The following is a 21,674-nucleotide window of genomic DNA, read 5'->3' as shown; positions in this document are numbered from 1 at the left end:
GATCAGCTCCAATTAATGATATTAAACTACGACCTTTTTATTTAAAGCACCATTTTCTAAATGGTAATGGGAATCCACGACAGTTTCCATAAATTCAAGATCATGAAAAATACCAATCATACTCGTTCCAGATTTTTTCAGCTGTTCAATCATTTCTTTTACTGACTGTTTAGAGGCGTCATCTAACGAAGCAGTTGGTTCATCAAGCAATAATAGCTTTGGCTTTTTCACCATTGCTTGCGCTAAGTTTAATCGCAGTTTTTCTCCCCCACTGAATGTTCTTGGAAAGGAGTTCCATAAGGATTCGGACAATTGAAAATGAGCAAGCATCTTTTTCGCCTGTTCTTCTGCTTCAATCATGCTTATCCCCATTTCTAATATCACATCCATGACAACCTCCAAAGCAGTCACTCTTGGCATCACATTAAGAAATTGAGATACATAACCGATCTCTCTTTTTCTTAAGGCAATGATTTCACGCTCATTGGCTGTGACCAGATCAATGGGCCCAAACTGGTCTGAATGAAAAATAAGTTTTCCTCCAGTAGGTAAATAGGTACGATATATGGTTTTTAATATCGTTGATTTTCCTGCACCGCTTTGTCCAGTAATCCCAATAAACTCTCCTTCATTTAAATCAAAGCTTATATTATTGCAGCCTACTACATGTTCCCCATGTAAGTAATGCATAACAAACGTTTTTTCTAAGCCCTTCATGCTTAAAAGCACAGCCATTTCCTTTCCTCCACTCATAAATATTTCTTAATAAATTCCTCTACATTATTTAAATCTTTATATCGTTCCTCAATCAGCTTACGATCCCAATTCCACCATGCAATTTCCATAAGCTTTTCAGCAATTTCGTCTGGAAATCTCTTTTTGATTGGCTTAGCCGGAACACCAACAGCTATTGTATAGGCAGGGACATCTTTCGTGACGACTGACCCAGCTCCAATGACGGCTCCTGTTCCAATTGTGACGCCAGGCATAATGATAGCTCCGTGTCCAATCCATACATCATGACCAATTTGGACATGGTGCTCTCTGCGCCAGTTAAAAAAATCTTGATCATCCTCTTCCGCTAATTGATATTGCGTTAAACGGTAAGTGAGATGATGCTGTGTTACTCTCCACATCGGATGATTCACGGGGTTAATCCTAACATGTGAGGCAATAGAACAAAACTTTCCGATTGTTGAATAAATAATTTCGGCATCACCAGATGTGTAGCTATAATCCCCAAAATAAGATTCTTCTATTTTTGTATTGGGACCGATTTCAGTCCACTCTCCTATGAAACTATCAACGATCTGAGAACCAGGATGGATGGTTGGTTCACTATCTAGAAGTTTTTTCATCTTATTATCCTCCTTCCTATACTCTTCCGCTAACAGTAAGCGGCATTTGATAGTTCATTTGGCAAACAACCTTACCATTTACAAGTACAGTTTTCAGCACTGGCCGTGAATGATCCTCTTTCACAATGAGAAGATCCGCTTTTTTCCCAACCTCAATTGATCCGACTTCATGATCAATATACAAAGCTTTTGCAGGATTTAATGAGACCAAATTTATGGCTTTATTGATTGGAGTACCTTGCTTATAAAGTTTAAAGGCAGCATGCAGCAAGGAGGATGGATAATAATCAGAGCATAAAATATCAACAACATGATGTTCTAATGCTTCCATTGCTGAAAGATTATTACTATGAGATTTTCCTAGTAAAGCATTAGGAGCACCCATAACAACAAAAAGCCCTAATTCTTTTGCTTTCTTAGCTACGGCAAGTTCGATTGGAAATTCACTAATTGTAGCATTCCAATCTTTCACGACCTCTAGCTTTTCCAATGTATCATCATCATGGGAAGCGATCGGAACATGGTGTTCATGGGCTAAATCTGCCAGTTCCTTTAATACATGATCCTCTAATTTTTCTTGATTTTTACTTTGCTCGATGATTTCAATTGCCTCTTCTTCAGAAAAGCGACGATGTTCCACTAACAGTTTTTTATGAATTTCAATATCTCTAAACTGTCCTTGTCCAGGAGTATGATCCATAAAGGAAAGCTGATCAATTTTTTGTTGTTTTAGTAACTCCTTTACTTGATTAACTGCACTTATGTTCGTAATCTCGTATCGCAAATGGGTTTTGTGGCGAATTAGGTAGGCTCCTTGAGCTAAGCGGTTAATCTCTTCAATTACAGATAAAACGGTTTTATTTTGTCTAACAAATTTTTTAGCATTTTCTTCAAGCAAAGAGAGAGAATGATAGATGGTCGTAATACCTTCTCCAACAAGTTTTTTCTCTAATTCATAGAAGGATACTTCCATTGGAAATGTGCTGCTAGGACGAGGCTCGAGCTCCATTTCAATAGCATCACTATGTGAATCAACTAGACCAGGGAACACCCAGCACCCTTCGGCATCAATATCATTTGGTTGAATATTATCTGGTTTTCCTTTTAAAATTTGTGAGATTTTATCATCTTCTATGATAATGGTTCCGTTATAAATAACCTCATCAGGTGTGACAATATTGGCAAAATGAATCTTTAGCATGTTCATCATCGTTTTCACCTCATCATTTTTATAAAAGCGAATGTACAAGCTGCTGAGTATAAGGATGCTGCGGATCCTCTAAAATTTGATCAGTAAGTCCTCTTTCAACGACGCGTCCATGACGCATAACCATCGTACGATCAGCAAGCATTCTGATCACACCTAAATCATGAGATACAACTATCATCGCTACACCTAAATCTCGCTGAATTTTTCGAATTAAATCTAATACTCTAGCTTGAACAGAAAGATCAAGTCCGGTCGTTACTTCATCAAGCAAAAGAATTGGTGGATTATTAGCCAACGCTTTGGAGATTTGAACCCTTTGCTGCATCCCGCCGCTAAAATTCTTTGGAAGCTCATCCATTCTGCTGATTGGAATTTCCACATGCTCCAATAACTGCTTTGCCCGATCTCGTATTGTGCCAACATGAAGAGTACCTGAAGCAATTAATTTTTCCGCAATATTACCGCCACTTGAAAAGGACATTTTCAACCCTAAGTATGGGTTTTGATAGACCATGCCCATCATATAATTTCGGATGTATCTCTTTTGTTGGGCAGATTCTTCAAAAATATTCGCCTCTCCATTTTTATAAGAGGAAATAGTAGCACAACCTGATGAGATACCATCATCAAAATATAAGCTCTTCACTAATGAACTTTTTCCTGAACCACTCTCACCAACGATTCCCAAAATTTCCCCTTTATACAGCTTTAAATTAACATCAATACACGCCCAAACACTCCCGCAGTGCGGGCAGCGGTTATCTTTTGCTTGAAGTAATTCAGGAGTTTGACAATGAGAACACCCTTTTCCATATCTTTTATTTAAGCCATGCACTTCAAGCTCGGGCCGTTCTAACTGCATAGAATGAGTAATCAAACTACATACCCTCTTTCCTTTTGCTGTGTTTGACAGTATCCGGTATCTGAGCATTGGTACCTTTTCTCTCCGGTTTCCGCATCATAGATCTCATCAAGAAAAACATTTTTGCTGCCACAACAATGACAAGTTAATCCATCAAATTTTTCTACCTCAAATGGGTAATCATCAAATTCCAGAGGCTTTACATCTGTAAATGGCGGAATCGCATAAATCTTCTTTTCTCTGCCTGCACCAAATAAAAACAATCCTTTAGCTTGATGCAATTTCAATAAATCATAACGGGGAATTGGACTTGGGTTAAAGATATAACGTCCGTTCACCATACTCGGATAATCAGCACCAATTGTAATTTTCCCCCACCTTACGATATCCTCATATAAACGAAGCCATATGCTGCTGTAGTCCATTTCGGCATGAAGTCTTTTCGTATCCTTCTCCTTTGCTTCCACTCTTCTTAAAGGTTCTGGTAATGGAACCTGTAAGACTAATATTTGATCCTCTCTCAAAGGAACCTCCGGGACTCTATGTCTCGTTTGAATAATAGTGGCCTCTTCAGAGTTTTCTGTTGTTTCTATATTTGAACAAGCTTTAACTAATCGTTTGATACTTACCGCATTTACACTGTCATCATGACCTTGGTCAATCACTTTTAAGGTATCCTTTTCACCGATAACCGAAAGGGTAATTTGTAATCCTCCTGTCCCCCAGCCCCTGCCGATCGGCATCTCTCTTGATGCAAACGGGACTTGATAGCCAGGAATGGCGACAGCCTTTAAAACCGATCTTCTTATTTCCTTTTTAGATCCTTCATCTAAAAAGGCATAATTATAAGTGTGGGCAACCTCCATTTTCATTTCCCTTTTCCTCCCTCTCATTTGGTTGTACATATCCTCTTAAAATGGACTAAACGTCACAGGCTGTTCCTGAAGTGTGTCATTTTGCTTTTTATTCTTAGCTTCTCTAATCCGATCAAGTTTTGATTGGAATGTAATATAATGAGGTAATTTTAAATGTGACACGAATCCATGTGCTTCTACACTATCAATATGGAGAAGAACAAATTCCTCATCCTGTGTTGGGGATGCCCCCTCTGTTTCTAAGCTTCTTTCTAAAATTGCCATCGCAATCGCCTTTACTTCGTTTTGTCCAAACGTTAAGCCATATCCAAGTAAAAATTCCACATTTCCTTGTTCAGTTTGGGCAAAAGAATTAATCGTTTCTACCTCGGTTACCAATACCTCTCCAATGTAGATGGAGTCTTCTTCATCACCATATGGATATGGAACATATACTTCCGTATAGCCGACTCGCAACTCACCAATTGTCGGGTGGACAACCCCATATCCTCTCATACTGCTATAGGCAAAAGACGTCATTGCCCCTGTTTCTCCCCTTGAAAGAATTTGCAGACGCGCAGAACGAGAAGCCGGAAAAATAAGCTTGTCTCTTGTTACATCAAAGGGCTCGATCTCTTCACACTGTTTGTTTCCAACAAGCCCTTCCTCTTCCAACAAATCAACAACTTTGCTAAATGTTGTAACATTCCCATCAAGCTTTTCATTCAATTCAAAATCCGCCAAAAATTGTTTCATTACTTCTGTGTCTTCTTTATATAATTCAAAATTTAATAATCTATGTGTATAATCATATGTTGGTCCTAATAATTGACCTCCAGGTATATCTTTAAAAGAGGAAGAAATTTTACGTATTACTCTCATTTCACTAGGTTCAACTGTGCGAGAGTAATAATTTCTCGGTAAAGTTGATCGATAGGCCCTTAATAAAAAGGCTGCTTCTGACGGGTCACCCTCAGTCTGTTTCAAGGCTAAAGCGGCATATTCTGGTGCATATAGTCCGCCTTCCCCCATGACTCGGTCGATCAAAAGCCTGAGCTGTGATTGGATATCCTTGACCTTCAGCACTTGTTCCGCATTTTTTAAGCGATAGTATTTTGTAAGAATATCTGCCTCTTCAATTGCCTTTTGTCCTCCTGTAACTGCAACATAACCCATCTACAATTCCTCACTTTCTAGTAATGTAGTTCTAGGTAGTGCCATGATGTCACCACTATTCGTTGTCAATATAAGATCGATTCCTAATGGGAATTCACTTGCAGCACGGTTTCGTTCCTCAATCCACTTAGAACATAGTCCCTTGATGTATACGACGCTGCTTGTTTCAATTCCAGGTCCTCTCATGGTAAGTTTTAAAGAAGAAGGCTCTTTGTTAGCCGTTATTTCTTTAACACAAAGTACAACAGTAGCACCATCATGAGGATCCGATAGTGTTCCTTTCTTTAGCTCTTGCATACATTCCGAAATGTTTTCCACTTTTTTTGGATGATTGATAAAAACATAATCAGCAGCATCAATTGAACTGTTTTTACTATACGTTTTCCATTCCATCGTCTTTGTGATTGTTTCAGAATGGTCTGCAAGGATATGAAAATTCACTTCACGGTCTATTAGCGTATAGGCAATACCTTGAAGAGACTTATAAAATCCTTCTAGTTCCAGAATAGAAGCAATTTCTTCACTGATTCTATCGATTTTTCCCGGTCTGGCCATGCAATCTAGTAATTTACGAAAAATACTTTGTGTGTCATGTACCATATCAAATGAAGCATCATTAGCTTTTTGCATTGTAATCCTCCATCGTATCAAATTGAACTTTTGTTTTGGCAATTCGTACTGCTTCTTCTCTTATCTTTTGCTGGATAGATTCTTCTTCCAGTTCTAATTCAATCAGTAATTGATTTGTGATTGAAAGGTTAGCATTCATTGCCGCATCGATTACTGCGATCTGATAGGATCTTACCGGATCCTCACCCATTACAATCCCTATTCCTGTATGTTGACCGACAGAAACAGAACACTCTGTTACAAGAACCTCACCCATATAAAATGGCTGTTTAGAAACAGAATCCCTCGTTTTAAGCATAACAAGTCCAGTTGAAGGAGCACGGTCAATGCGGACGTTTGATGCTTCTTCAATTACACCGGACCATTTTGCGAGAAATTCAGGTCTGCCTTCAACGAGAATTTTCGTTAACCTCGATTTTTTCATTTTGGATAAACCTCCTCATCGTATCGTTTAACAATCCTTGTGATGTGATACATAAAAGGTAACTTATTAATAAGTTACAATGGTTAAGCTATTGTAAATATCGTATGAAGATTTATTAAAGATGTTTTTTGGTGAATAATAAGTGACTCCACTGACAGCTTTCTTCATTTAAAGCCAAGAAAAAAAGCACAAGGAATTCCTGTGCTTTATGAAAGAACCTTATATTTTTACTTGTAGTTTAGATTTAATCCTTGTTGCGATTATTTCGAGGAGGATTGCAAAGAATAGAATGAAAAATGTTATTGTTCCTACTTCACGTAAATCTAAGTAGAAGCTGCTCGCCATAAACATATCAAAGCCAATCCCGCCTGCACCTGCAGCTGCTCCCATTGCTACTGCAACACCAAAGTTAATTTCAAATCGTAAAAAGGTCCATGAAACGAGATAAGTTAAAGAAGATGGTATAACAGCTTGAAAAACAATCTGCCACCAGCTTGCACCGCTTCCCTGCAAAGCCTCTATAACCCCCTCATCCAATTCTTCAAAGGATTCTGAGTATGCTTTTATTAAATATCCAACCGAATGAAAGGTCATTCCGATTACAGCTGCCACACTCCCTAACCCGGCGGCAACAGCAAATATTAATACCCATAAAACAGTCGGGACTGCTCTTATAAAAGCAACAAAGCCTTTGATAATATTGGATACTCTTGCTGATGATAAATTTTGAGCAGCAAATAATGCTAAAATGACCGCAAAAAATGCTCCTATTAATGTTGTTAGCAGAGCCAATCCAACTGTTACCAATACTTGATAGATAGCATTCTGGAATGAAAAATGAACAAAATGAGGTTCAAAAAACATCACTTTCAAATTAGTAAGTGTAGAGATGACTCCATCGGCTAGTTTAATATCCTTATAGTCAAACGACAAAAAACCATAGATTGTAAGGATGGCCAGAATCACAATTGTAAATCTAATTGTCAAAACTGCCTTATTTAACGGCTTAATTTTCATATTCTGAAAAGGATTATTGTCTGAAGGATCTGCTTTACTTACATCAGCAATTCTCACTATAAAATCACCCTTCTTACATAGTTTGAAATGAATTCAATTGTTAATATCGTTACAACAATTGTTAATACAACTAAGCTTGCTGCATTATAATTCAAGCTTTTATAAAACAAATCAAAGGAAAATCCAATACCTGTTCCAGTGAGAATTCCGACTAAAGTGGCACTGCGAATATTCGTTTCAATCATAAACAGCACCCAGCTGATGATCTGTGGAATGCTTGAAGGTATAACTGAATGAATAATAATTGACGTGTAGCTTGCACCTGTTGAGGTTAAAGCCTCGACTGAATGAACACCCACTTCATCAATCGTTTCCATAAATGCCCGTGTTAAAAAACCAAACGAGACAAAAAATAAAGCAAAATATCCGGTTAAAGAGCTTTGTCCAAACGAAAATAGCAAAATCATCGCCCATGCCGCCACATCAATATTACGGAATAACGTTGCAATCCCTCGGCTTATTGTCCCAAAGAAACCGTTTATTCTTGTTGTCTTTGATCCTAAGATTGCAAAAACAATCGCAAATACAGCTGCAACAGATGCCGCCGCAATAGAAATTAAAACGGTTTCCTGTAATTTCTCTAATATACTAGGGAGCTTTTCTAGTGATTCCTGTGTTGGGTAAAAATTGGTAAATCCCCAAATAATCGCATTTGGAATAGAATTTAAACCCTTTATCACATCAAATTCCGTGATAAGTATAGAACCATATGCAACAATAATAATGATAGAAAGAACAAGAACTGATTGAGCTCTTTTCTTTAAAAAGAACTTATCCAACGTTTTTTCCTCCAAGATCCATCATTAATTCTCCTGCTTCTGATCCATAAATTCTGTGTATTGCCTCATTTGTTATGTCTTTTGGAGAACCATTATAGACTACTTTTCCCTTGCAAACACCTATGATCCGATCAGAATACTTAAGGGCTACGTCTACTTGGTGTAAATTAACTAGAACTGTAATACCCATTTTTGTTGAAATGTCTCTTAAGTGATCCATAATGACTTTCGATGAATTCGGGTCCAATGATGCAATAGGTTCATCACATAATAGCATTTTTGGATCTTGAATGAGTGCACGAGCAATTCCGACACGCTGCTTCTGTCCGCCGCTTAATTGATCACATCTCTTATAAACCTGTTCTTCCAATCCTAAAATATTCAATAAAGCAAATGCCTGTTTTTTCTCTGCTTCACTATATAACCCTAAGGCACCGCCTATAACTGATTTATAACCTAATCTTCCATGCAGAACATTTTCAATGACGCTTAATCTGTTTACAAGATTATAATGCTGAAAAACCATGCCAATCTTCGTTCTTAATTTTCTAAGCTCCCGCTTTTTTAATGCTGGTACATTGACATCATCAAAAACGATATCTCCCCCGTTTACATCAATCATGCGATTAATGCAGCGAAGGAGAGTCGACTTCCCTGCTCCAGACTGACCAATAATGGAAACAAACTCTCCTTCCTTAACAGAGAAGCTAACATCTGATAACGCAAATGCATCTTGACCGTATTGTTTTGATACATTTTTTACATCAAGTAACGTTTTCATTGTTAACTCCTTTTTACTATTTTTTGAGATTACTTAGATAATTCTCTAATAGGATCGAACCAAGCATCTTCAACTTCTAAGAAACGCTCTTTATCCGTTTTCTTAAACAATCCAGTTGCATCTTCAGGGACAAACACCTTGTCATTATTCGCCATTTCATCTGATGTAAATGCATCGATTAAAGCTTGTTTATCTTCTTCACTAACCGTTTCTGTATTTACAGCAAACGGTGCATTTAATACAGGTGTTACGGAGATCAATTTAAATTCTTCACCAGGAACTGTATTAAATGGTTCAGCTGCATCAGCTTTTACTTTATAAGTTGAGCCCGGTGTATTCTCTTCACCATCTGCCAATTCTACATAATTGCTTACACATGTATCACAAAAAGCAGCGACATCTGCTTTGTCTGTCAATAGGTTAACTGCAGAGCCTTGATGTGACCCCCCGTATAGTACTTCACTAAAGAATTTTCCGCCTTCAAGGAGATCTTCCGGCGTAAGATCTTTATACTCTTCTATTTCACTAAAGTGAGTGACGATTCCATCAGAAGGTACTTTAAACCCTGAAGTTGAACTATTAGATACAAAAGAAAACTTTTTACCTACGATGCTATCAATTGAAAACTCATCGCCATTCTTATATTCTTCTTCATTTCCATTTTTAACGGCTAACCAGCTATGATATACAGCGTCATCTAATGTTCCTGACGGGCCGCTTGTCACAACTAAAGGCTGAACCTTATCATTTTTTGCATTTGCCTCAATATATCCCTGTGCACCCATAAATGCTACATCGGCATTACCAGAAGCTAATGATTCAATGGCAATAATATAGTCAGTCGTTGTTTTATGCTCTACTTTCTTCCCAGTTGCTTCTTCAATGACCTTCCCAATTACATCACGTGCATCTTTCAGATCTGCTCCTGACTCGTTAGGATACCAAGCAATCGTAAGCGTATCATCATCACCTGAACCGCTTGCTTGTGTCCCTCCTCCAGCTGAACAAGCAGCAGAAATAACTGTCATCATTAGAGCCATCATTAACAATAATGCCTTCTTCATTTTCCATTCCTCCTAAAATAGTAAATGTTTTTTATAATCATACTGGAAGATTTTCCCATTACTCCAATGTTGATTCAATCTAAAATTCGACTAGACATTTATGCATATCTCCTCTTATTCTTGCAACACTATATTCAACCGGGTTGCCGCTTGGATGATTCATGATGCTTTCAATTTGAATAATGGGCACACTTTCAGGGATTTCGAGGACTTTCGAATCCTTTAGCATCGGCAATAAAGCTTGGAAAACTGATCTGGATCTTACAGGCCGCAATTGATAATAATTTGACAAAATCCGGTAAAGCGATTTGAAATTCCGTAAATAATTCTCCAGTTGAGGAACTTCTTCCTCAGGCATGACAGTTGTTGTAACAGAGATTGGCTGCCCTTCTATAAATCTGAGAATTTCTAAACGATAGATCTTTTGATTTTCTGAGAGTAAGAGATTTTTCTGTTCAACATCACTTGGCAGTCCTTTTTCCCAAGTTAATAATCTGCTCTGATACACAAGACCTAAATTCTCCATATTATCTGTAAAGCGAGTGTTTGATGACAAAACATACTGAATGGGCTTTTGAATACTATTTACATAGCAGCCCCTGCCTTGGAAGGGAGTGATCCAGCCTAGATTAGTGAGTCTTGCCAATGCCTGTCTGATGACATGGCGATTGACATTAAATTGCTGACAAAGCTCATTTTCAGAAGGGATCTTCTGGTTTTCTTGAAAGACACCAGATTGTATTTTCTGAATTAGGTACTCTGAAATTTCCAAATGGCTCAGCATGTCCTCTTTTAATCTCATCATCTAATTTGACTCCTTATTTGTTTCTTTCGACAATTCTACTCTAACTTATCGACAAGTTTCTTGGGTTAAGCTAGAGTAAAAGTTGCATGAAATTTCTGTCCTTTTGTAAATTTACTTTTAATAATTAACCTTTCTTTTATATATATCTTTACATATTTACAATACCTTCAAAAAAAACACGACCATTCCCCCATATCAATTTACATAATAAGCCAATATGTCCTGTATCCTTTCTCTTTAAAACCAATATGTATATTTCCTAATCATTAGGAAAAAAAGGACTAAGTTCAGAATTGTTTATAAAAGAAAAAAAAATTCATGTTCAAACACAAAAAAGGATTAATTAATATTGGCAGTTTTTTAGGATTTGGATTTTTAGATGCATTAGATGGGACTATTTACCGCCAATTACTATAATGGAAAGCATGATGATGGCGATAGAGGACTTGGAAAAATCGAAAATGATGGATTCCTACATTTTGCCGTTACCATCGCGTTGGTATTAGGCAACATTTTTTTATGGGTAGCTGGAAATTCAACAAGTCTTTCAAAAGGGATCAGGCTGTTAGTCGAAGGCATATTTATTGGCGGGGGACATTTTAATTTGGTTAAAGGCATCGTAAACCACCATATCCTGCAAATCATCAAGTGCAGCCAGGAGTTCCAAACGCTTTGACCTATGTTCTGGCATTGGGAATAAATCAAATAAGATTTGATGAGGGAAGTACCTCTTTATATAATGGAGAAAAAATACGATATTAAGGTTACCCTTAACGCACCGATAAAGGTTATATAAAGTAAAAGGGGACAGTCCGCTAAAATACCGGGAACTGTCCCTGTTCAGAATATTATACTTGCTGGTATTCTTTCAAGTTAATGGAAGGTCCAAAGAATTCAAAATGGATATTTTCTTCTTTTATACCAAGTTTGCCAAGATTATCTATTACGCTTCTCATAAATGGAACTGGTCCGCATACATAGAATGTTGCTTCCTTGTCATGAACAATGGTTTGCAGCTTTTGCTCATCAAGGAATCCTTCAGCGAAATACTCGTTTTCCTCTGATGGACTTTCAATAATAGCATAATGCTTACCATTCTTTAATTGATTCATTGTCTCCGCCACCTCATGACGGAAGGCTTGAACATCGCTATTTTTAGCTGAATGAACAAATGTTACCTTTCGATCCGGTTGAGTAGCAGCAACCTGTTTTAACATACTCATCATTGGAGTGATGCCAACACCGCCGCTTAATAAATATAGAGGCTTGTTGTTGGTTTCATCAAGAACAAAGTCTCCTGCTGGAGCTGTTAACTCGATTTCATCGCCTTCTTTTACATGGTCATGTAAATAATTTGAAACCTTTCCTTTCGTTAAATCATCTCCCTCACGTTTAACGGAAATTCTTAAATAATTCTTTCCAGGTGCATCTGATAAGCTGTATTGGCGATTTAATAAAAATTCTTCACCTTCGATTGTAAGGCGAACTGTAATATATTGACCAGGTTGGAATACTGGTACAGCTGAACCGTCTGCGGGCTGTAAATAGAATGAAGTGATGACTGAGCTTTCCTTGACTTTATTTATGACCTTAAACGGTTTAAAGCCTTCCCAAGCATGAGTACGTGCATTGTCATACATTTCTTGCTCTACATCAATAAACACTTGAGCAATCACTTGGTATGCTTCACCCCATGCCTGAATAATTTCCGGTGTTGCAGCATCACCAAGGACATCTTTTATTGCTTTTAGTAAAAATTCTCCAACAATTGGGTAATGTTCTTTCTTAACGTTTAAGCTTCGATGTTTATGGGCAATTTGCTTAACAGCTGGTAATAACACTTCAAGTTGATCAATATATGTTGCTGCTGCGTATACCGTATTTGCTAATGCAGTTTGTTGGCGGCCCTGTTTTTGATTGGCATGATTAAAAATATTCAATAGCTCTGGATGTGCTTCGAACAGAGCTTTGTAAAAATAAGAAGTAATTTCGACTCCATGTTCAGCTAGTATTGGTGCGGTTGACTTAACAATTTTAATTGTGTTTTCAGATAACATTTTACCAACCCCTAAAGATGTATTTAAAATATATCTTTATAGTAGTCTTCCCTTCGAATAAAAGCAATATTTCAAATACATCTTTAGAAAATCTGTCACAATTACTGCCTTTGATTCAAGTTTTCAAAAAGATGTGTGGTAAGATAAAGTGAGACTTCCATCTGTGGGGTACTTTCCCACAGATGATTAGCGAAACTTATCGGATCTTTACGGGCAGTTAGCTCAATAATTTTCTTTGTTTCACTTGAGTTTTGGGATGACTGTTTTACTGCCCGTTAAGATGGGATAATGTAAGACTTCCATCTGTGGGGGTTCTTTTCACAGATGGTTAGCGAAACTTATCACGCTCAGAACGCCACATCCTGTGGCTTTCGCCTGACTTGGACTTCCTGTCCTTCGTCGGATCTTTACGGGCAGTTAGCTCAATAATTTTCTTTGTTTCACTTGAGTTTTGGGATGACTGTTTTACTGCCCGTTAAGATGGGATAAAGTGAGACTTCCATCTGTGGGAGTTCTTTTAACAGATGGTTAGCGAAACTTATCACGCTCAGAACGCCACATCCTGTGGCTTTCGCCTGATTTGGACTTCCTGTCCTTCGTCGGATCTTTACGGGCAGTTAGCTCAATAATTTTCTTTGTTTTACTTGAGTTTTGGGATGACTGTTTTACTGCCCGTTAAGATGGGATAAAGTGAGACTTCCATCTGTGGGTGTACTTTCCCACAGATGGTTAGCGAAACTTATCACGCTCAGAAAGCCACATCCTGTGGCTTTCGCCTGACTTGGACTTCCTGTCCTTCGTCGGATCTTTACGGGCAGTTAGCTTTTAATTGTTTTCTTTGTTTCACTTGAGTTTTGGGATGACTGTTTTACTGCCCGTTAAGATGAGATAAAGTGAGACTTCCATCTGTGGGTGTACTTTCCCACAGATGGTTAGCGAAACTTATCACGCTCAGAACGCCACATCCTGTGGCTTTCGCCTGACTTGGACTTCCTGTCCTTCGTCGGATCTTTACGGGCAGTTAGCTCAATTGTTTTCTTTGTTTCACTTGAGTTTTGGGATGACTGTTTTACTGCCTTTTAAGATAGGATATTTAATGAAACTTATATGGTGAGGTTTTAAGATGAGATTAACAAATTACACAGATTACTCGCTTAGAGTTTTAATATATTTAGCTATGAAACCAGAAGGTGAGCTATCCAATATAAAAGAAATTGCTGAGGCTTATGATATTTCAAAGAACCATTTAATGAAAGTCACCTATGAGCTTGGTAAAATGAATGTAATTGAAACCATTCGCGGACGGAATGGCGGCATTCGTCTGGCCCATTCTCCAGAACAAATTAATGTTGGGGAGATTGTTCGTAAAACCGAGGAAGATTTTCATATTGTTGAATGCTTTGATGCAGATCATAATCAATGTGTGATCTCACCTGTCTGTGGCTTAAAGCATGTTCTAAATAAAGCCTTACAAGCATATTTAGCCGTACTTGACCAATATACATTAGCTGATTTGGTTAAAAATCAGCATTCCTTATTGGCTTATTTTACCTTTGGAAAAGATAACCAAAGATGAGAAGACGCTTCTACAAAGGAGCGTCTTCTTTCTTTTCAAGATTTACCGTAATAAGCTTACCGGTCTTTGGATTAAACACAACATTCACATATACTACAAATTGCTTCGCTTTTTCTTTTACCTTCACATGAAAAATATCCTTTGACTCTTCTTCATTTACTTCCTCACGTTTTACATATTTATAATCGATAAGCTGCGATTCCGGATATCTTTCTTTTACAGCTGATATAGCAATTTTGCTCCACTTCTCATAATCAACATTTTGTTCCCCGTATGCTTTCATACCAGCTGTTAAAATAACCATTAATGCGACAATCGTGAATAGGATTTTTGAAAATGATATTGATTTCATAACATCCTCCATATTTGCTTTTGCTATGAAATTAATTTGTCCAGAATGGTTTGATCCTATTCTGGATTCATTTTAAAAATTCACTCTCTGCATACTCAGCTAAAATAAGTCCCACTTCTTTGTTTCGTTCCCACTCTTCCTCTAAAACAGATAACGGCGGGCTGGTCTCATAATAAGGCGGACTTACTTCTATCGTAAGGGCAGGTCTTTTATATCTTTGAATAAACCAATCGGTATACCCTCCTCCAACTGCATTCGCTGGAGGGTAAGAGATTTCATATCCTGTTGCATTTGCAACCTGTTCAATCATTTGATAATCACGGAAAAGGTGTTCGAGTTCATTAAAATAGTACCAATAAATCATTTGACCGGAGGTATGATAAGATGCAGCGATAAGTGGTTGAATTTGTTCAGTAAAGCTAACTAGCGCCTTTGCTTCCTTCGCTTCAAGAGGTTTTTGCCCTTTGTAACGGGAATATGATGCATAGTTTTGATTTCCCTTAATTCGTTCCCATCCAGCAGGATATTGGCGGTTAAGATCTACTCCCAGTCCATTTGCTTTCCATCTTGAAAAACCTTTTCTGCCTTTATTCATATCAAAATAGACTTCTTGTAAAAAAAAGGGGAGCCCCTTAATTCCCTCCTGCTGTATTGTTACACCATCAGGGTTGACCATCGGAACAAACCAAATAGAAATTTGATCTAGAACCTCCAAGCTATTTCCATATAATAATTTCTTGTGGTCATAAGCTTTTGCATATTCCTCAATCATGTTCATGATGATATGGGTTGTGAGCCACTCACGTCCATGAGTACTTCCTGATATGAAAATAGAATGGTTACCATGTCCAACTTTAACTGCCAAAAGCTCTCTTCCAAATTCGGAATGGCCAATCGTTTTTAATTCAAGCTGGTATGTTTCAGCTAAATTGAATAATTCATTCTTCATGGATTCATATGTATATCGTTCAACTGCCTCACCATGGCTTTGATTAATTCCTAAAAAAACCAACATAAAAAGTATGAACTGCCTTTTCAGCATTTTATAAATGACACCCTTTTTGTTTTTATCTTTCCTTTGCTGTCCCATTTTATAAAGGTAATCACTACCACAGCTTATCTAACAACAACACCAAGTTTTTCACAGTAAGAAAAAAATCAATTCGCACACAATAATCATATCTCCTTTAGAGGGAGGGAATGAAATGAACAATGTTGATTATGATAAAGCCTTGTATTACACACATCGTTCACAATGGGATAACCTTCTTATCCTAATGGTCCGAACAAAGGACGATTTTTTATCAAAGAAAATTGAACATTTTTTACATGCATATAACTTTGAACATGACTATAAAGAAGTTGAAAAACAGTTATATTCATTACTAAGATATATTGATCATGCTGTCGAAACTCCAGATCTGGAATATGCTCATTACATGTAATTGAAAGTATAAAAAGCATAAGCGACTTTTAACCATTATAAGGCAACGTCTTTGTCAATTCCTGACTAGCAGGCAAGACAGTGCACCCAGATGTCGTGTGCTTAGAGTGAATTAACAAAAAAGAGGCTTTACTACAGTAGTATTTCCCATACTCTGTAATTCAGCCTCTTTTTGTTTAACAAGCAGTCCCCTTTATAGAAAGAGTAAAATAGATAGCTTGGAAAACAATTCTTTAGTTGAATAGCACCCACTGAAAACCACTTTAATCATTTAATACACGACTTGCATTTGTGTAAACAGTTAATTCATCGATCAATTGTTTAACAAGCAGTGCAGGTTCAGTATTTATTTCCTTTTTATCATAATCAAAGCATATTGGATCTAAAACAAGTTGCTTTGGAATCGCATTTGCATAAACTCCGCGCATCACTGTTCGCATATTATTTAATGCATTAATCCCGCCTTTGCCGCCGCCAGCAACGGCAATTAACCCCACAGGCTTATGCGCAAACTGTTCGCTGCTTAAAAAATCTAATGCATTTTTTAGAGCGCCGCTCATGCCGCTATGGTATTCAGGTGATAATAAAATAACAGCATCTGCACTTTTAACAGCTTGTTTTAAATCATTCACTACCTGCAATTGTTTTTGATCCTCTTCTCCATTAAATAATGGTAATTCCTGTTCACTTAAATCAAAGTATTCGGCATTATAAGTTGCAGCAATAAACGATGCAGCAATTCTTGTTCTTCCAGTTTTTCTAGGACTTCCATTCACGACTAAAAATTTCATACGATTATCTCCTAACTTTCGTTTTCTAAATATCCATTTTTCACAGCATATAATGCCGCCTGAGTTCGATCTGCCAATTGCAGCTTTGAAAGGATATTTGATACATGTGTTTTCACAGTTTTTTCAGTTATAAATAAGGACGAAGCAATTTCTTTATTGCTCTTCCCTTTTGCGAGCTCGTTTAAAACTTCCTTTTCCCGATTGGTTAACTCACCTATTTTAGAGGACTTTTGAGTTGCCTCCATTGTTAAATGTGTCATCACATGGGAAGTGACCTTAGGATCCAGCTTGCTTTCCCCTCTTAACACAGCCCGAATCGTATTGACCAAATCATCTGGTTCTATATCCTTCAGCTGGTAGCCTGATGCCCCTGCACGAATAGCCGGAATCACATGATCTTGGTCTGCATAGCTTGTTAAAATAATGATCTTTACTGAATCGTTTAGCTCACGAATGGCCTTTGTTGCCATCACCCCATCCATTTCAGGCATGGACAAATCCATTAAGACAACGTCCGGTTTAAGCTCTGCAACTAATTCAACGGCTTCTTTTCCATTTTTTGCTTCGCCAATTACCTCAATATCCCTTTGTGTATTTAGAAAAAATAGTAAGCCTCTGCGAACGACATGATGATCATCCGCAATTAATATTTTAATTTTTGACATAGTCAACCCCCTTTTTACAATGGAATGATGATTTCAATCATCGTACCTTGACCAGGTGCACTTGTTAAATTAAAGCTTCCGCCTAATTTCATTACCCGATCCCTCATACCCTTAAGACCCAATGTTGGAATAGACGTTGTTTCATCATAATAAAAACCGTCTCCTTTATCTCTGATAACCATTTCCACTGTTTGCTTTGAACGCGTGATCGATAGGTAAACCTGATTTGTTCCAGCATGTTTCTTACAATTATTTAATGCCTCTTGACCAACTCGCCAAAGCTCCTCTTCAATATGACAAGGTAACGTACTGACTCCGGAAATTTCCGACTCCATTTTTAAAGCTAAAACATTTGCATAATTCAATAGGGCTGCAGCAATTCCATTTTCTAATCCTTGTGGCCGCAACTGCCAAATGAGTGCCTTCATCTCAGTTAATGCTTCCTGTGATAACTCTTGTAAATAGGTAAGCATTTCTTGTATATCAGGCTGTTTTGTCATTTCTTTCGTGCCTCTTGCTGTCAACATTATGGAAAACAATAGCTGATTTACAGAGTCATGTAAGTCTTGGGCAAGCCTGTTTCTTTCTTCTATTAAGGCATGTCTTCTTTCCTTTTCTACAAGTTGATTACGTTTAATGGCCGTACCGATTTGGAAGGCAACAGCCTCTAGTAATGCGAGCTCTCCATCGGAAAAATGTGTTTTCTTTGGTGCAGCAACATTTAACAAGCCGAACTTTTCTTTGCCCGCCCTCAACGGAACAGTGGCATGATGAGTAATTCCCCTAGTCTCTCCCCATTTGTGTTCAATCACTTCTTCAATTCGTTTGCATGAAATAATATTGGCAGCTGTTTTCAAACGTCCATCCTTGTAACGGTCAATACACCAGCAGCCGCCCGTACACAACGGCTGTCTCCGATTCCAAGTTAAGCCTTCCGGTAAAGAATAGTCTGCAGCTAATTCATATTCTCCCTGCTTGTTAATTAAGAAAATCCAACCTGTATCAAGCTCTATCAGATGAAGCAATTCCTTTAAAACATCCCTTAACATATCCCTTACGTCTGTTGCTTCGTTCAACTTTTCAGCAATTGTTTTCAATGTATTTAATTCATGTATCCGATTATCACTCATGCAAGCCTCTCCCAGCCCCTATGTTTTCTACTTTTTATTATAACAACTTCTTACAATTACGACCTTCTCAATCCGTATGAATTTCCCCTAAGACTTTTGGAGTAGGTTTTTTACCAAATGTTGACACATCTGTATATACTGTATATACTATATATAAACAGTATACGCAAGGCAGGTGATAAATTGAATATTATTATTGCAAATTCAAATGATCAGCCCATATATTTGCAGATAAAATCTCAAATAAAGGAGCAAATCTTACATGGCGAACTCAACGAAAAACAAAGCCTACCATCCATTCGAAAGCTGGCAAAAGAGTTACAAATAAGTGTCATTACAACCAAAAAAGCTTATGAAGAACTTGAGCGAGAAGGGTTTATCGAAACATTCCCTGGAAAAGGATCCTTTGTTGCTGCTCAAAATAAGGAGCTTTTAAAGGAAAAGCAATTAAAGGTCATTGAAGACCAGTTAACAAAGGTTATAGAGGACAGCAAGGCTTTTAATATTGATTTAGAAGAGTTAATCAAACTTTTAACTTTGCTATATGAGGAGTGAAGACTGGTGGAAAACGTTGTAGAAATACGCAATCTCAATAAAAACAGAAAATCCTTTCAGCTTAAAAATATTAATTTAGATATTAAAAAGGGCTTTATCAGTGGTTTAATTGGACCAAATGGAGCAGGTAAGACAACTTTGATTCGATGCTTAATGAATTTAGCACATATTGATTCAGGTGAAATAACCCTTTTTGGAAAGACGCATAATGAAGCAACAACAGAAATAAAGCAAAAAATAGGCTTTGTTTACGATGAAAACTATTTTTATGAGGATCTTTCTATCGAACAAAATAAACGAATTATCAGCATGTTTTATGAGCAATGGGAAGACCGTATATTTTACACATATTTAGAAAAATTTCAGCTTCCTAAGCATAAAAAAATAAAGCATTTATCAAAAGGAATGAAGATGAAGTTCTCCCTTGCTATTGCCTTGTCCCACCATCCAACTCTTATTATTATGGATGAACCAACATCAGGTCTTGATCCAGTCTTTCGCAGAGATTTGCTCGATATCCTTCTTGACATCGTCCAAGACGAGGAGAAGGCGATCTTTTTCTCGACACATATGACAAAGGATTTAGAGCAAGTAGCTGACTATTTCACGTTTCTTAATAATGGAAAAATTGTCTTCAGTGATGAAAAAGAGACGATCTTTAATCAATATGTGATTGTGAAAGGACCAAAATCAGCATTAGGTGAAATTGATGTTTCCAATATCATTGGCTTAAAAGAATCATCTGTAGGGTTTGAAGGTCTGCAGTTTCGTCATGATCTGATTACTCATAAATCTGTTCTACACGAAAAACCATCATTAGAAGATATTATGTATTTCACAGTAAGGGGGAATCAGCATGCAAGCACTTATTAAAAAGGATTTGCTTACACAACAGAAAGTATATTACCTCATTTGTTTAATTTGGTTTATACCTTTGACAAATTTTTTCACAGATGGAACTCCCTTTAAACACGTTTTATTAATAACCTTTTATGCAACTTCCATGGTGATGTATTCGAATTTTAACACAATAACGTCAGAGGAAAAACAAGCCATGTTAATTAATAGCTTACCCGTTACACGAAATCAAGTGGTTCTCAGCAAGTATATGACTGGGGCAATCTGGTATTTTATTTCAGCTATATTTGTTACTATTTATGTCCTGTTATTTCATTTATTCGCCCCGTTCCCATCACGTATGATTTACCTTGAAGAATATATCATTTCATTCTCAATCGCCTATCTCTTACTTTCTGTATTTTATCCGCTTTTTTATGCACTGGGCTTTAAGATCGCATCGTTTCTGGTTGGAGCAATCATCCTTAGTGTGATTATGGGTTTGCAAATTATCATTAACCTAGTAGCTAATCCAAGATTCCCTTCAGTTAAGAATTTCGTCACATCGCTCGGTCAGGATCAGTGGACCATTGCAGGAATCCTTGCCGTGGTCACGTTACTTGTTACAGTTTTCTCCTATAAAGCTTCTGTAAGAATTTACAGTAGAAAGGATTTTTAGAACTAAAGCACAGAGCCTTGATTAGCCCAGGGCAAATAAGATTTAGAAAATAAGACACTCTATGCTTTCCATTTTAAATTATCTAGACCCTGGGCTAGGAGCAGAGCTTGTTGCGGTAAGTTTTGTCTTCATAATCCCGTTCAAGGACTTTACTCCGTGGGAAGCGGTAGGGTTGGTCTTCATAATCACTGTCAAGGACTTTACTCCAGTGGGAAGCGGTAGGGTTGGTCTTCACAACCACTATCAAGGACTTTACTCCAGTGAGAAGCGGTAGGGTTGGTCTTCACAACCACTATCAAGGACTTTACAACGTTGGGGAGCGGTAGATTTGGTCTTCACAACCACTATCAAGGACTTTACAACGTTGGGGAGCAGTAGATTTGGTCTTCACAGCCCCTATCAAGGACTTTACACCGTTGGGGAGCGGTAGATTTGGTCTTCACAACCACTATCAAGGACTTTACACCGTTGAGGAGCGGTAGATTTGGTCTTCACAACCACTATCAAGGACTTTACTCCGTTGGGGAGCGGTAGATTTGGTCTTCACAACCACTATCAAGAACTTTAC

25 protein-coding genes are annotated in these 21,674 nt (G+C 37.5%); 6 read left to right on the top strand and 19 right to left on the bottom strand.

What is annotated here, in order from left to right:
* Positions 1–21: 21 nt before the first annotated feature.
* The 13 genes from phnL to WQ54_RS16835 form a co-directional block, all read right to left on the bottom strand.
* Complete coding sequence (gene phnL / locus WQ54_RS16895; protein ID WP_046585717.1) at positions 22–735, bottom strand: phosphonate C-P lyase system protein PhnL; 714 nt, start codon at positions 733–735, stop codon at positions 22–24.
* A 14-nt stretch (positions 736–749) separates the two neighbouring features.
* On the bottom strand, positions 750–1,358 hold the full coding sequence (locus WQ54_RS16890) for a DapH/DapD/GlmU-related protein (RefSeq protein WP_046585715.1): 609 nt from the start codon (positions 1,356–1,358) through the stop codon (positions 750–752).
* Between the two features lie 16 nt (positions 1,359–1,374).
* The gene (locus WQ54_RS16885) at positions 1,375–2,568 is read right to left on the bottom strand and encodes an alpha-D-ribose 1-methylphosphonate 5-triphosphate diphosphatase (protein ID WP_084822124.1); all 1,194 of its coding nucleotides are present in this window, start codon (positions 2,566–2,568) and stop codon (positions 1,375–1,377) included.
* A 19-nt stretch (positions 2,569–2,587) separates the two neighbouring features.
* Entirely contained in the window at positions 2,588–3,430 is an 843-nt protein-coding gene (locus WQ54_RS16880) for an ABC transporter ATP-binding protein (RefSeq protein ID WP_046585737.1), read from the bottom strand.
* An 11-nt stretch (positions 3,431–3,441) separates the two neighbouring features.
* A complete protein-coding gene (locus tag WQ54_RS16875; RefSeq protein WP_197089613.1) occupies positions 3,442–4,302 on the bottom strand; it encodes an alpha-D-ribose 1-methylphosphonate 5-phosphate C-P-lyase PhnJ in 861 nt (286 codons plus the stop codon).
* 39 nt (positions 4,303–4,341) lie between these two features.
* Positions 4,342–5,460: a carbon-phosphorus lyase complex subunit PhnI gene (locus WQ54_RS16870; RefSeq protein WP_046585712.1), complete on the bottom strand. Its 1,119-nt coding sequence runs from the start codon at positions 5,458–5,460 to the stop codon at positions 4,342–4,344.
* Positions 5,461–6,090 (bottom strand): phosphonate C-P lyase system protein PhnH, encoded by a 630-nt coding sequence (phnH, locus tag WQ54_RS16865; RefSeq protein WP_046585709.1) that lies wholly within the window; start codon positions 6,088–6,090, stop codon positions 5,461–5,463.
* On the bottom strand, positions 6,077–6,514 hold the full coding sequence (gene phnG / locus WQ54_RS16860) for a phosphonate C-P lyase system protein PhnG (RefSeq protein ID WP_046585706.1): 438 nt from the start codon (positions 6,512–6,514) through the stop codon (positions 6,077–6,079). The genes phnH and phnG overlap by 14 nt, the downstream gene beginning before the upstream one ends.
* A gap of 219 nt (positions 6,515–6,733) precedes the next feature.
* Positions 6,734–7,531 carry an ABC transporter permease gene (locus WQ54_RS16855; protein ID WP_084822125.1) on the bottom strand — a complete coding sequence of 266 codons (798 nt, stop codon included), beginning with the start codon at positions 7,529–7,531 and terminating at the stop codon, positions 6,734–6,736.
* 56 nt (positions 7,532–7,587) lie between these two features.
* Positions 7,588–8,319: an ABC transporter permease gene (locus WQ54_RS16850; RefSeq protein ID WP_231597555.1), complete on the bottom strand. Its 732-nt coding sequence runs from the start codon at positions 8,317–8,319 to the stop codon at positions 7,588–7,590.
* Between the two features lie 43 nt (positions 8,320–8,362).
* The gene (gene phnC / locus WQ54_RS16845) at positions 8,363–9,151 is read right to left on the bottom strand and encodes a phosphonate ABC transporter ATP-binding protein (RefSeq protein ID WP_046585699.1); all 789 of its coding nucleotides are present in this window, start codon (positions 9,149–9,151) and stop codon (positions 8,363–8,365) included.
* 29 nt (positions 9,152–9,180) lie between these two features.
* Positions 9,181–10,215 (bottom strand): PhnD/SsuA/transferrin family substrate-binding protein, encoded by a 1,035-nt coding sequence (locus WQ54_RS16840; protein ID WP_046585697.1) that lies wholly within the window; start codon positions 10,213–10,215, stop codon positions 9,181–9,183.
* A gap of 79 nt (positions 10,216–10,294) precedes the next feature.
* Entirely contained in the window at positions 10,295–11,020 is a 726-nt protein-coding gene (locus WQ54_RS16835) for a GntR family transcriptional regulator (RefSeq protein ID WP_046585696.1), read from the bottom strand.
* 388 nt (positions 11,021–11,408) lie between these two features.
* On the opposite strand from WQ54_RS16835, the gene WQ54_RS16830 reads away from it, so the two are divergent.
* Entirely contained in the window at positions 11,409–11,696 is a 288-nt protein-coding gene (locus WQ54_RS16830) for a DUF2243 domain-containing protein (protein ID WP_052737843.1), read from the top strand.
* A 172-nt stretch (positions 11,697–11,868) separates the two neighbouring features.
* Here WQ54_RS16830 and hmpA read toward each other — a convergent pair whose 3' ends face one another.
* Positions 11,869–13,077, bottom strand: a complete 1,209-nt coding sequence (gene hmpA, locus WQ54_RS16825; RefSeq protein WP_046585693.1) for an NO-inducible flavohemoprotein — start codon at positions 13,075–13,077, stop codon at positions 11,869–11,871.
* A gap of 1,123 nt (positions 13,078–14,200) precedes the next feature.
* On the opposite strand from hmpA, the gene WQ54_RS16820 reads away from it, so the two are divergent.
* Positions 14,201–14,653, top strand: a complete 453-nt coding sequence (locus tag WQ54_RS16820; protein WP_046585691.1) for an Rrf2 family transcriptional regulator — start codon at positions 14,201–14,203, stop codon at positions 14,651–14,653.
* A 10-nt stretch (positions 14,654–14,663) separates the two neighbouring features.
* Here the strand turns inward: WQ54_RS16820 and WQ54_RS16815 are convergent, their stop codons facing one another.
* Together WQ54_RS16815 and WQ54_RS16810 are read right to left on the bottom strand one after the other, a co-directional pair.
* The gene (locus tag WQ54_RS16815) at positions 14,664–15,005 is read right to left on the bottom strand and encodes a DUF3889 domain-containing protein (protein WP_052737842.1); all 342 of its coding nucleotides are present in this window, start codon (positions 15,003–15,005) and stop codon (positions 14,664–14,666) included.
* Between the two features lie 67 nt (positions 15,006–15,072).
* Complete coding sequence (locus WQ54_RS16810) at positions 15,073–16,020, bottom strand: M14 family zinc carboxypeptidase (RefSeq protein WP_197089612.1); 948 nt, start codon at positions 16,018–16,020, stop codon at positions 15,073–15,075.
* A gap of 190 nt (positions 16,021–16,210) precedes the next feature.
* On the opposite strand from WQ54_RS16810, the gene WQ54_RS16805 reads away from it, so the two are divergent.
* Complete coding sequence (locus tag WQ54_RS16805; protein ID WP_046585689.1) at positions 16,211–16,450, top strand: YhdB family protein; 240 nt, start codon at positions 16,211–16,213, stop codon at positions 16,448–16,450.
* A 262-nt stretch (positions 16,451–16,712) separates the two neighbouring features.
* Here the strand turns inward: WQ54_RS16805 and WQ54_RS16800 are convergent, their stop codons facing one another.
* From WQ54_RS16800 to WQ54_RS16790, 3 genes are read right to left on the bottom strand one after another with little or no spacing between them, the layout of a single operon-like run.
* A complete protein-coding gene (locus tag WQ54_RS16800; RefSeq protein WP_046585687.1) occupies positions 16,713–17,240 on the bottom strand; it encodes an NADPH-dependent FMN reductase in 528 nt (175 codons plus the stop codon).
* Positions 17,241–17,251: 11 nt separating this feature from the next.
* Positions 17,252–17,905, bottom strand: a complete 654-nt coding sequence (locus WQ54_RS16795; protein ID WP_046585685.1) for a response regulator transcription factor — start codon at positions 17,903–17,905, stop codon at positions 17,252–17,254.
* 14 nt (positions 17,906–17,919) lie between these two features.
* Positions 17,920–19,035, bottom strand: coding sequence for a GAF domain-containing sensor histidine kinase (locus WQ54_RS16790; RefSeq protein ID WP_046585684.1), 1,116 nt, complete (start codon positions 19,033–19,035; stop codon positions 17,920–17,922).
* Between the two features lie 183 nt (positions 19,036–19,218).
* Here WQ54_RS16790 and WQ54_RS16785 point away from each other — a divergent pair, with 183 nt between their 5' ends.
* Genes WQ54_RS16785 through WQ54_RS16775 form a run of 3 tightly spaced genes read left to right on the top strand, consistent with a single transcriptional unit; the run spans position 19,219 to position 21,106 of the window.
* Positions 19,219–19,590: a GntR family transcriptional regulator gene (locus WQ54_RS16785; protein ID WP_046585682.1), complete on the top strand. Its 372-nt coding sequence runs from the start codon at positions 19,219–19,221 to the stop codon at positions 19,588–19,590.
* Positions 19,591–19,596: 6 nt separating this feature from the next.
* Positions 19,597–20,463 (top strand): ABC transporter ATP-binding protein, encoded by an 867-nt coding sequence (locus tag WQ54_RS16780; RefSeq protein ID WP_046585680.1) that lies wholly within the window; start codon positions 19,597–19,599, stop codon positions 20,461–20,463.
* Entirely contained in the window at positions 20,447–21,106 is a 660-nt protein-coding gene (locus WQ54_RS16775) for an ABC-2 transporter permease (protein ID WP_046585677.1), read from the top strand. Before WQ54_RS16780 ends, WQ54_RS16775 begins: the two co-directional genes overlap by 17 nt.
* Positions 21,107–21,674 lie beyond the last annotated feature (568 nt).

This window comes from Bacillus sp. SA1-12, assembly GCF_000981385.1.
In the GTDB taxonomy this organism is placed as follows: Bacteria; Bacillota; Bacilli; order Bacillales; family Bacillaceae; genus Metabacillus.
This window is presented reverse-complemented; position numbering and strand designations above follow the sequence as displayed.

Coding starts and splice junctions, on each gene's coding strand:
- WQ54_RS16880 (WP_046585737.1), bottom strand. CDS start 3,430: ATGCAGTTAGAACGGCCCGAGCTTGAAGTGCATGGCTTAAATAAAAGA.
- WQ54_RS16790 (WP_046585684.1), bottom strand. CDS start 19,035: ATGAGTGATAATCGGATACATGAATTAAATACATTGAAAACAATTGCT.
- WQ54_RS16795 (WP_046585685.1), bottom strand. CDS start 17,905: ATGTCAAAAATTAAAATATTAATTGCGGATGATCATCATGTCGTTCGC.
- phnH (WP_046585709.1), bottom strand. CDS start 6,090: ATGCAAAAAGCTAATGATGCTTCATTTGATATGGTACATGACACACAA.
- WQ54_RS16835 (WP_046585696.1), bottom strand. CDS start 11,020: ATGATGAGATTAAAAGAGGACATGCTGAGCCATTTGGAAATTTCAGAG.
- WQ54_RS16820 (WP_046585691.1), top strand. CDS start 14,201: ATGAGATTAACAAATTACACAGATTACTCGCTTAGAGTTTTAATATAT.
- WQ54_RS16890 (WP_046585715.1), bottom strand. CDS start 1,358: ATGAAAAAACTTCTAGATAGTGAACCAACCATCCATCCTGGTTCTCAG.
- WQ54_RS16855 (WP_084822125.1), bottom strand. CDS start 7,531: ATGAAAATTAAGCCGTTAAATAAGGCAGTTTTGACAATTAGATTTACA.
- WQ54_RS16805 (WP_046585689.1), top strand. CDS start 16,211: ATGAACAATGTTGATTATGATAAAGCCTTGTATTACACACATCGTTCA.
- WQ54_RS16810 (WP_197089612.1), bottom strand. CDS start 16,020: ATGTTGGTTTTTTTAGGAATTAATCAAAGCCATGGTGAGGCAGTTGAA.
- phnL (WP_046585717.1), bottom strand. CDS start 735: ATGGCTGTGCTTTTAAGCATGAAGGGCTTAGAAAAAACGTTTGTTATG.
- WQ54_RS16875 (WP_197089613.1), bottom strand. CDS start 4,302: ATGAAAATGGAGGTTGCCCACACTTATAATTATGCCTTTTTAGATGAA.
- WQ54_RS16775 (WP_046585677.1), top strand. CDS start 20,447: ATGCAAGCACTTATTAAAAAGGATTTGCTTACACAACAGAAAGTATAT.
- WQ54_RS16815 (WP_052737842.1), bottom strand. CDS start 15,005: ATGAAATCAATATCATTTTCAAAAATCCTATTCACGATTGTCGCATTA.
- WQ54_RS16840 (WP_046585697.1), bottom strand. CDS start 10,215: ATGAAGAAGGCATTATTGTTAATGATGGCTCTAATGATGACAGTTATT.
- WQ54_RS16885 (WP_084822124.1), bottom strand. CDS start 2,568: ATGATGAACATGCTAAAGATTCATTTTGCCAATATTGTCACACCTGAT.
- hmpA (WP_046585693.1), bottom strand. CDS start 13,077: ATGTTATCTGAAAACACAATTAAAATTGTTAAGTCAACCGCACCAATA.
- WQ54_RS16830 (WP_052737843.1), top strand. CDS start 11,409: ATGGGACTATTTACCGCCAATTACTATAATGGAAAGCATGATGATGGC.
- WQ54_RS16870 (WP_046585712.1), bottom strand. CDS start 5,460: ATGGGTTATGTTGCAGTTACAGGAGGACAAAAGGCAATTGAAGAGGCA.
- phnG (WP_046585706.1), bottom strand. CDS start 6,514: ATGAAAAAATCGAGGTTAACGAAAATTCTCGTTGAAGGCAGACCTGAA.
- WQ54_RS16800 (WP_046585687.1), bottom strand. CDS start 17,240: ATGAAATTTTTAGTCGTGAATGGAAGTCCTAGAAAAACTGGAAGAACA.
- phnC (WP_046585699.1), bottom strand. CDS start 9,151: ATGAAAACGTTACTTGATGTAAAAAATGTATCAAAACAATACGGTCAA.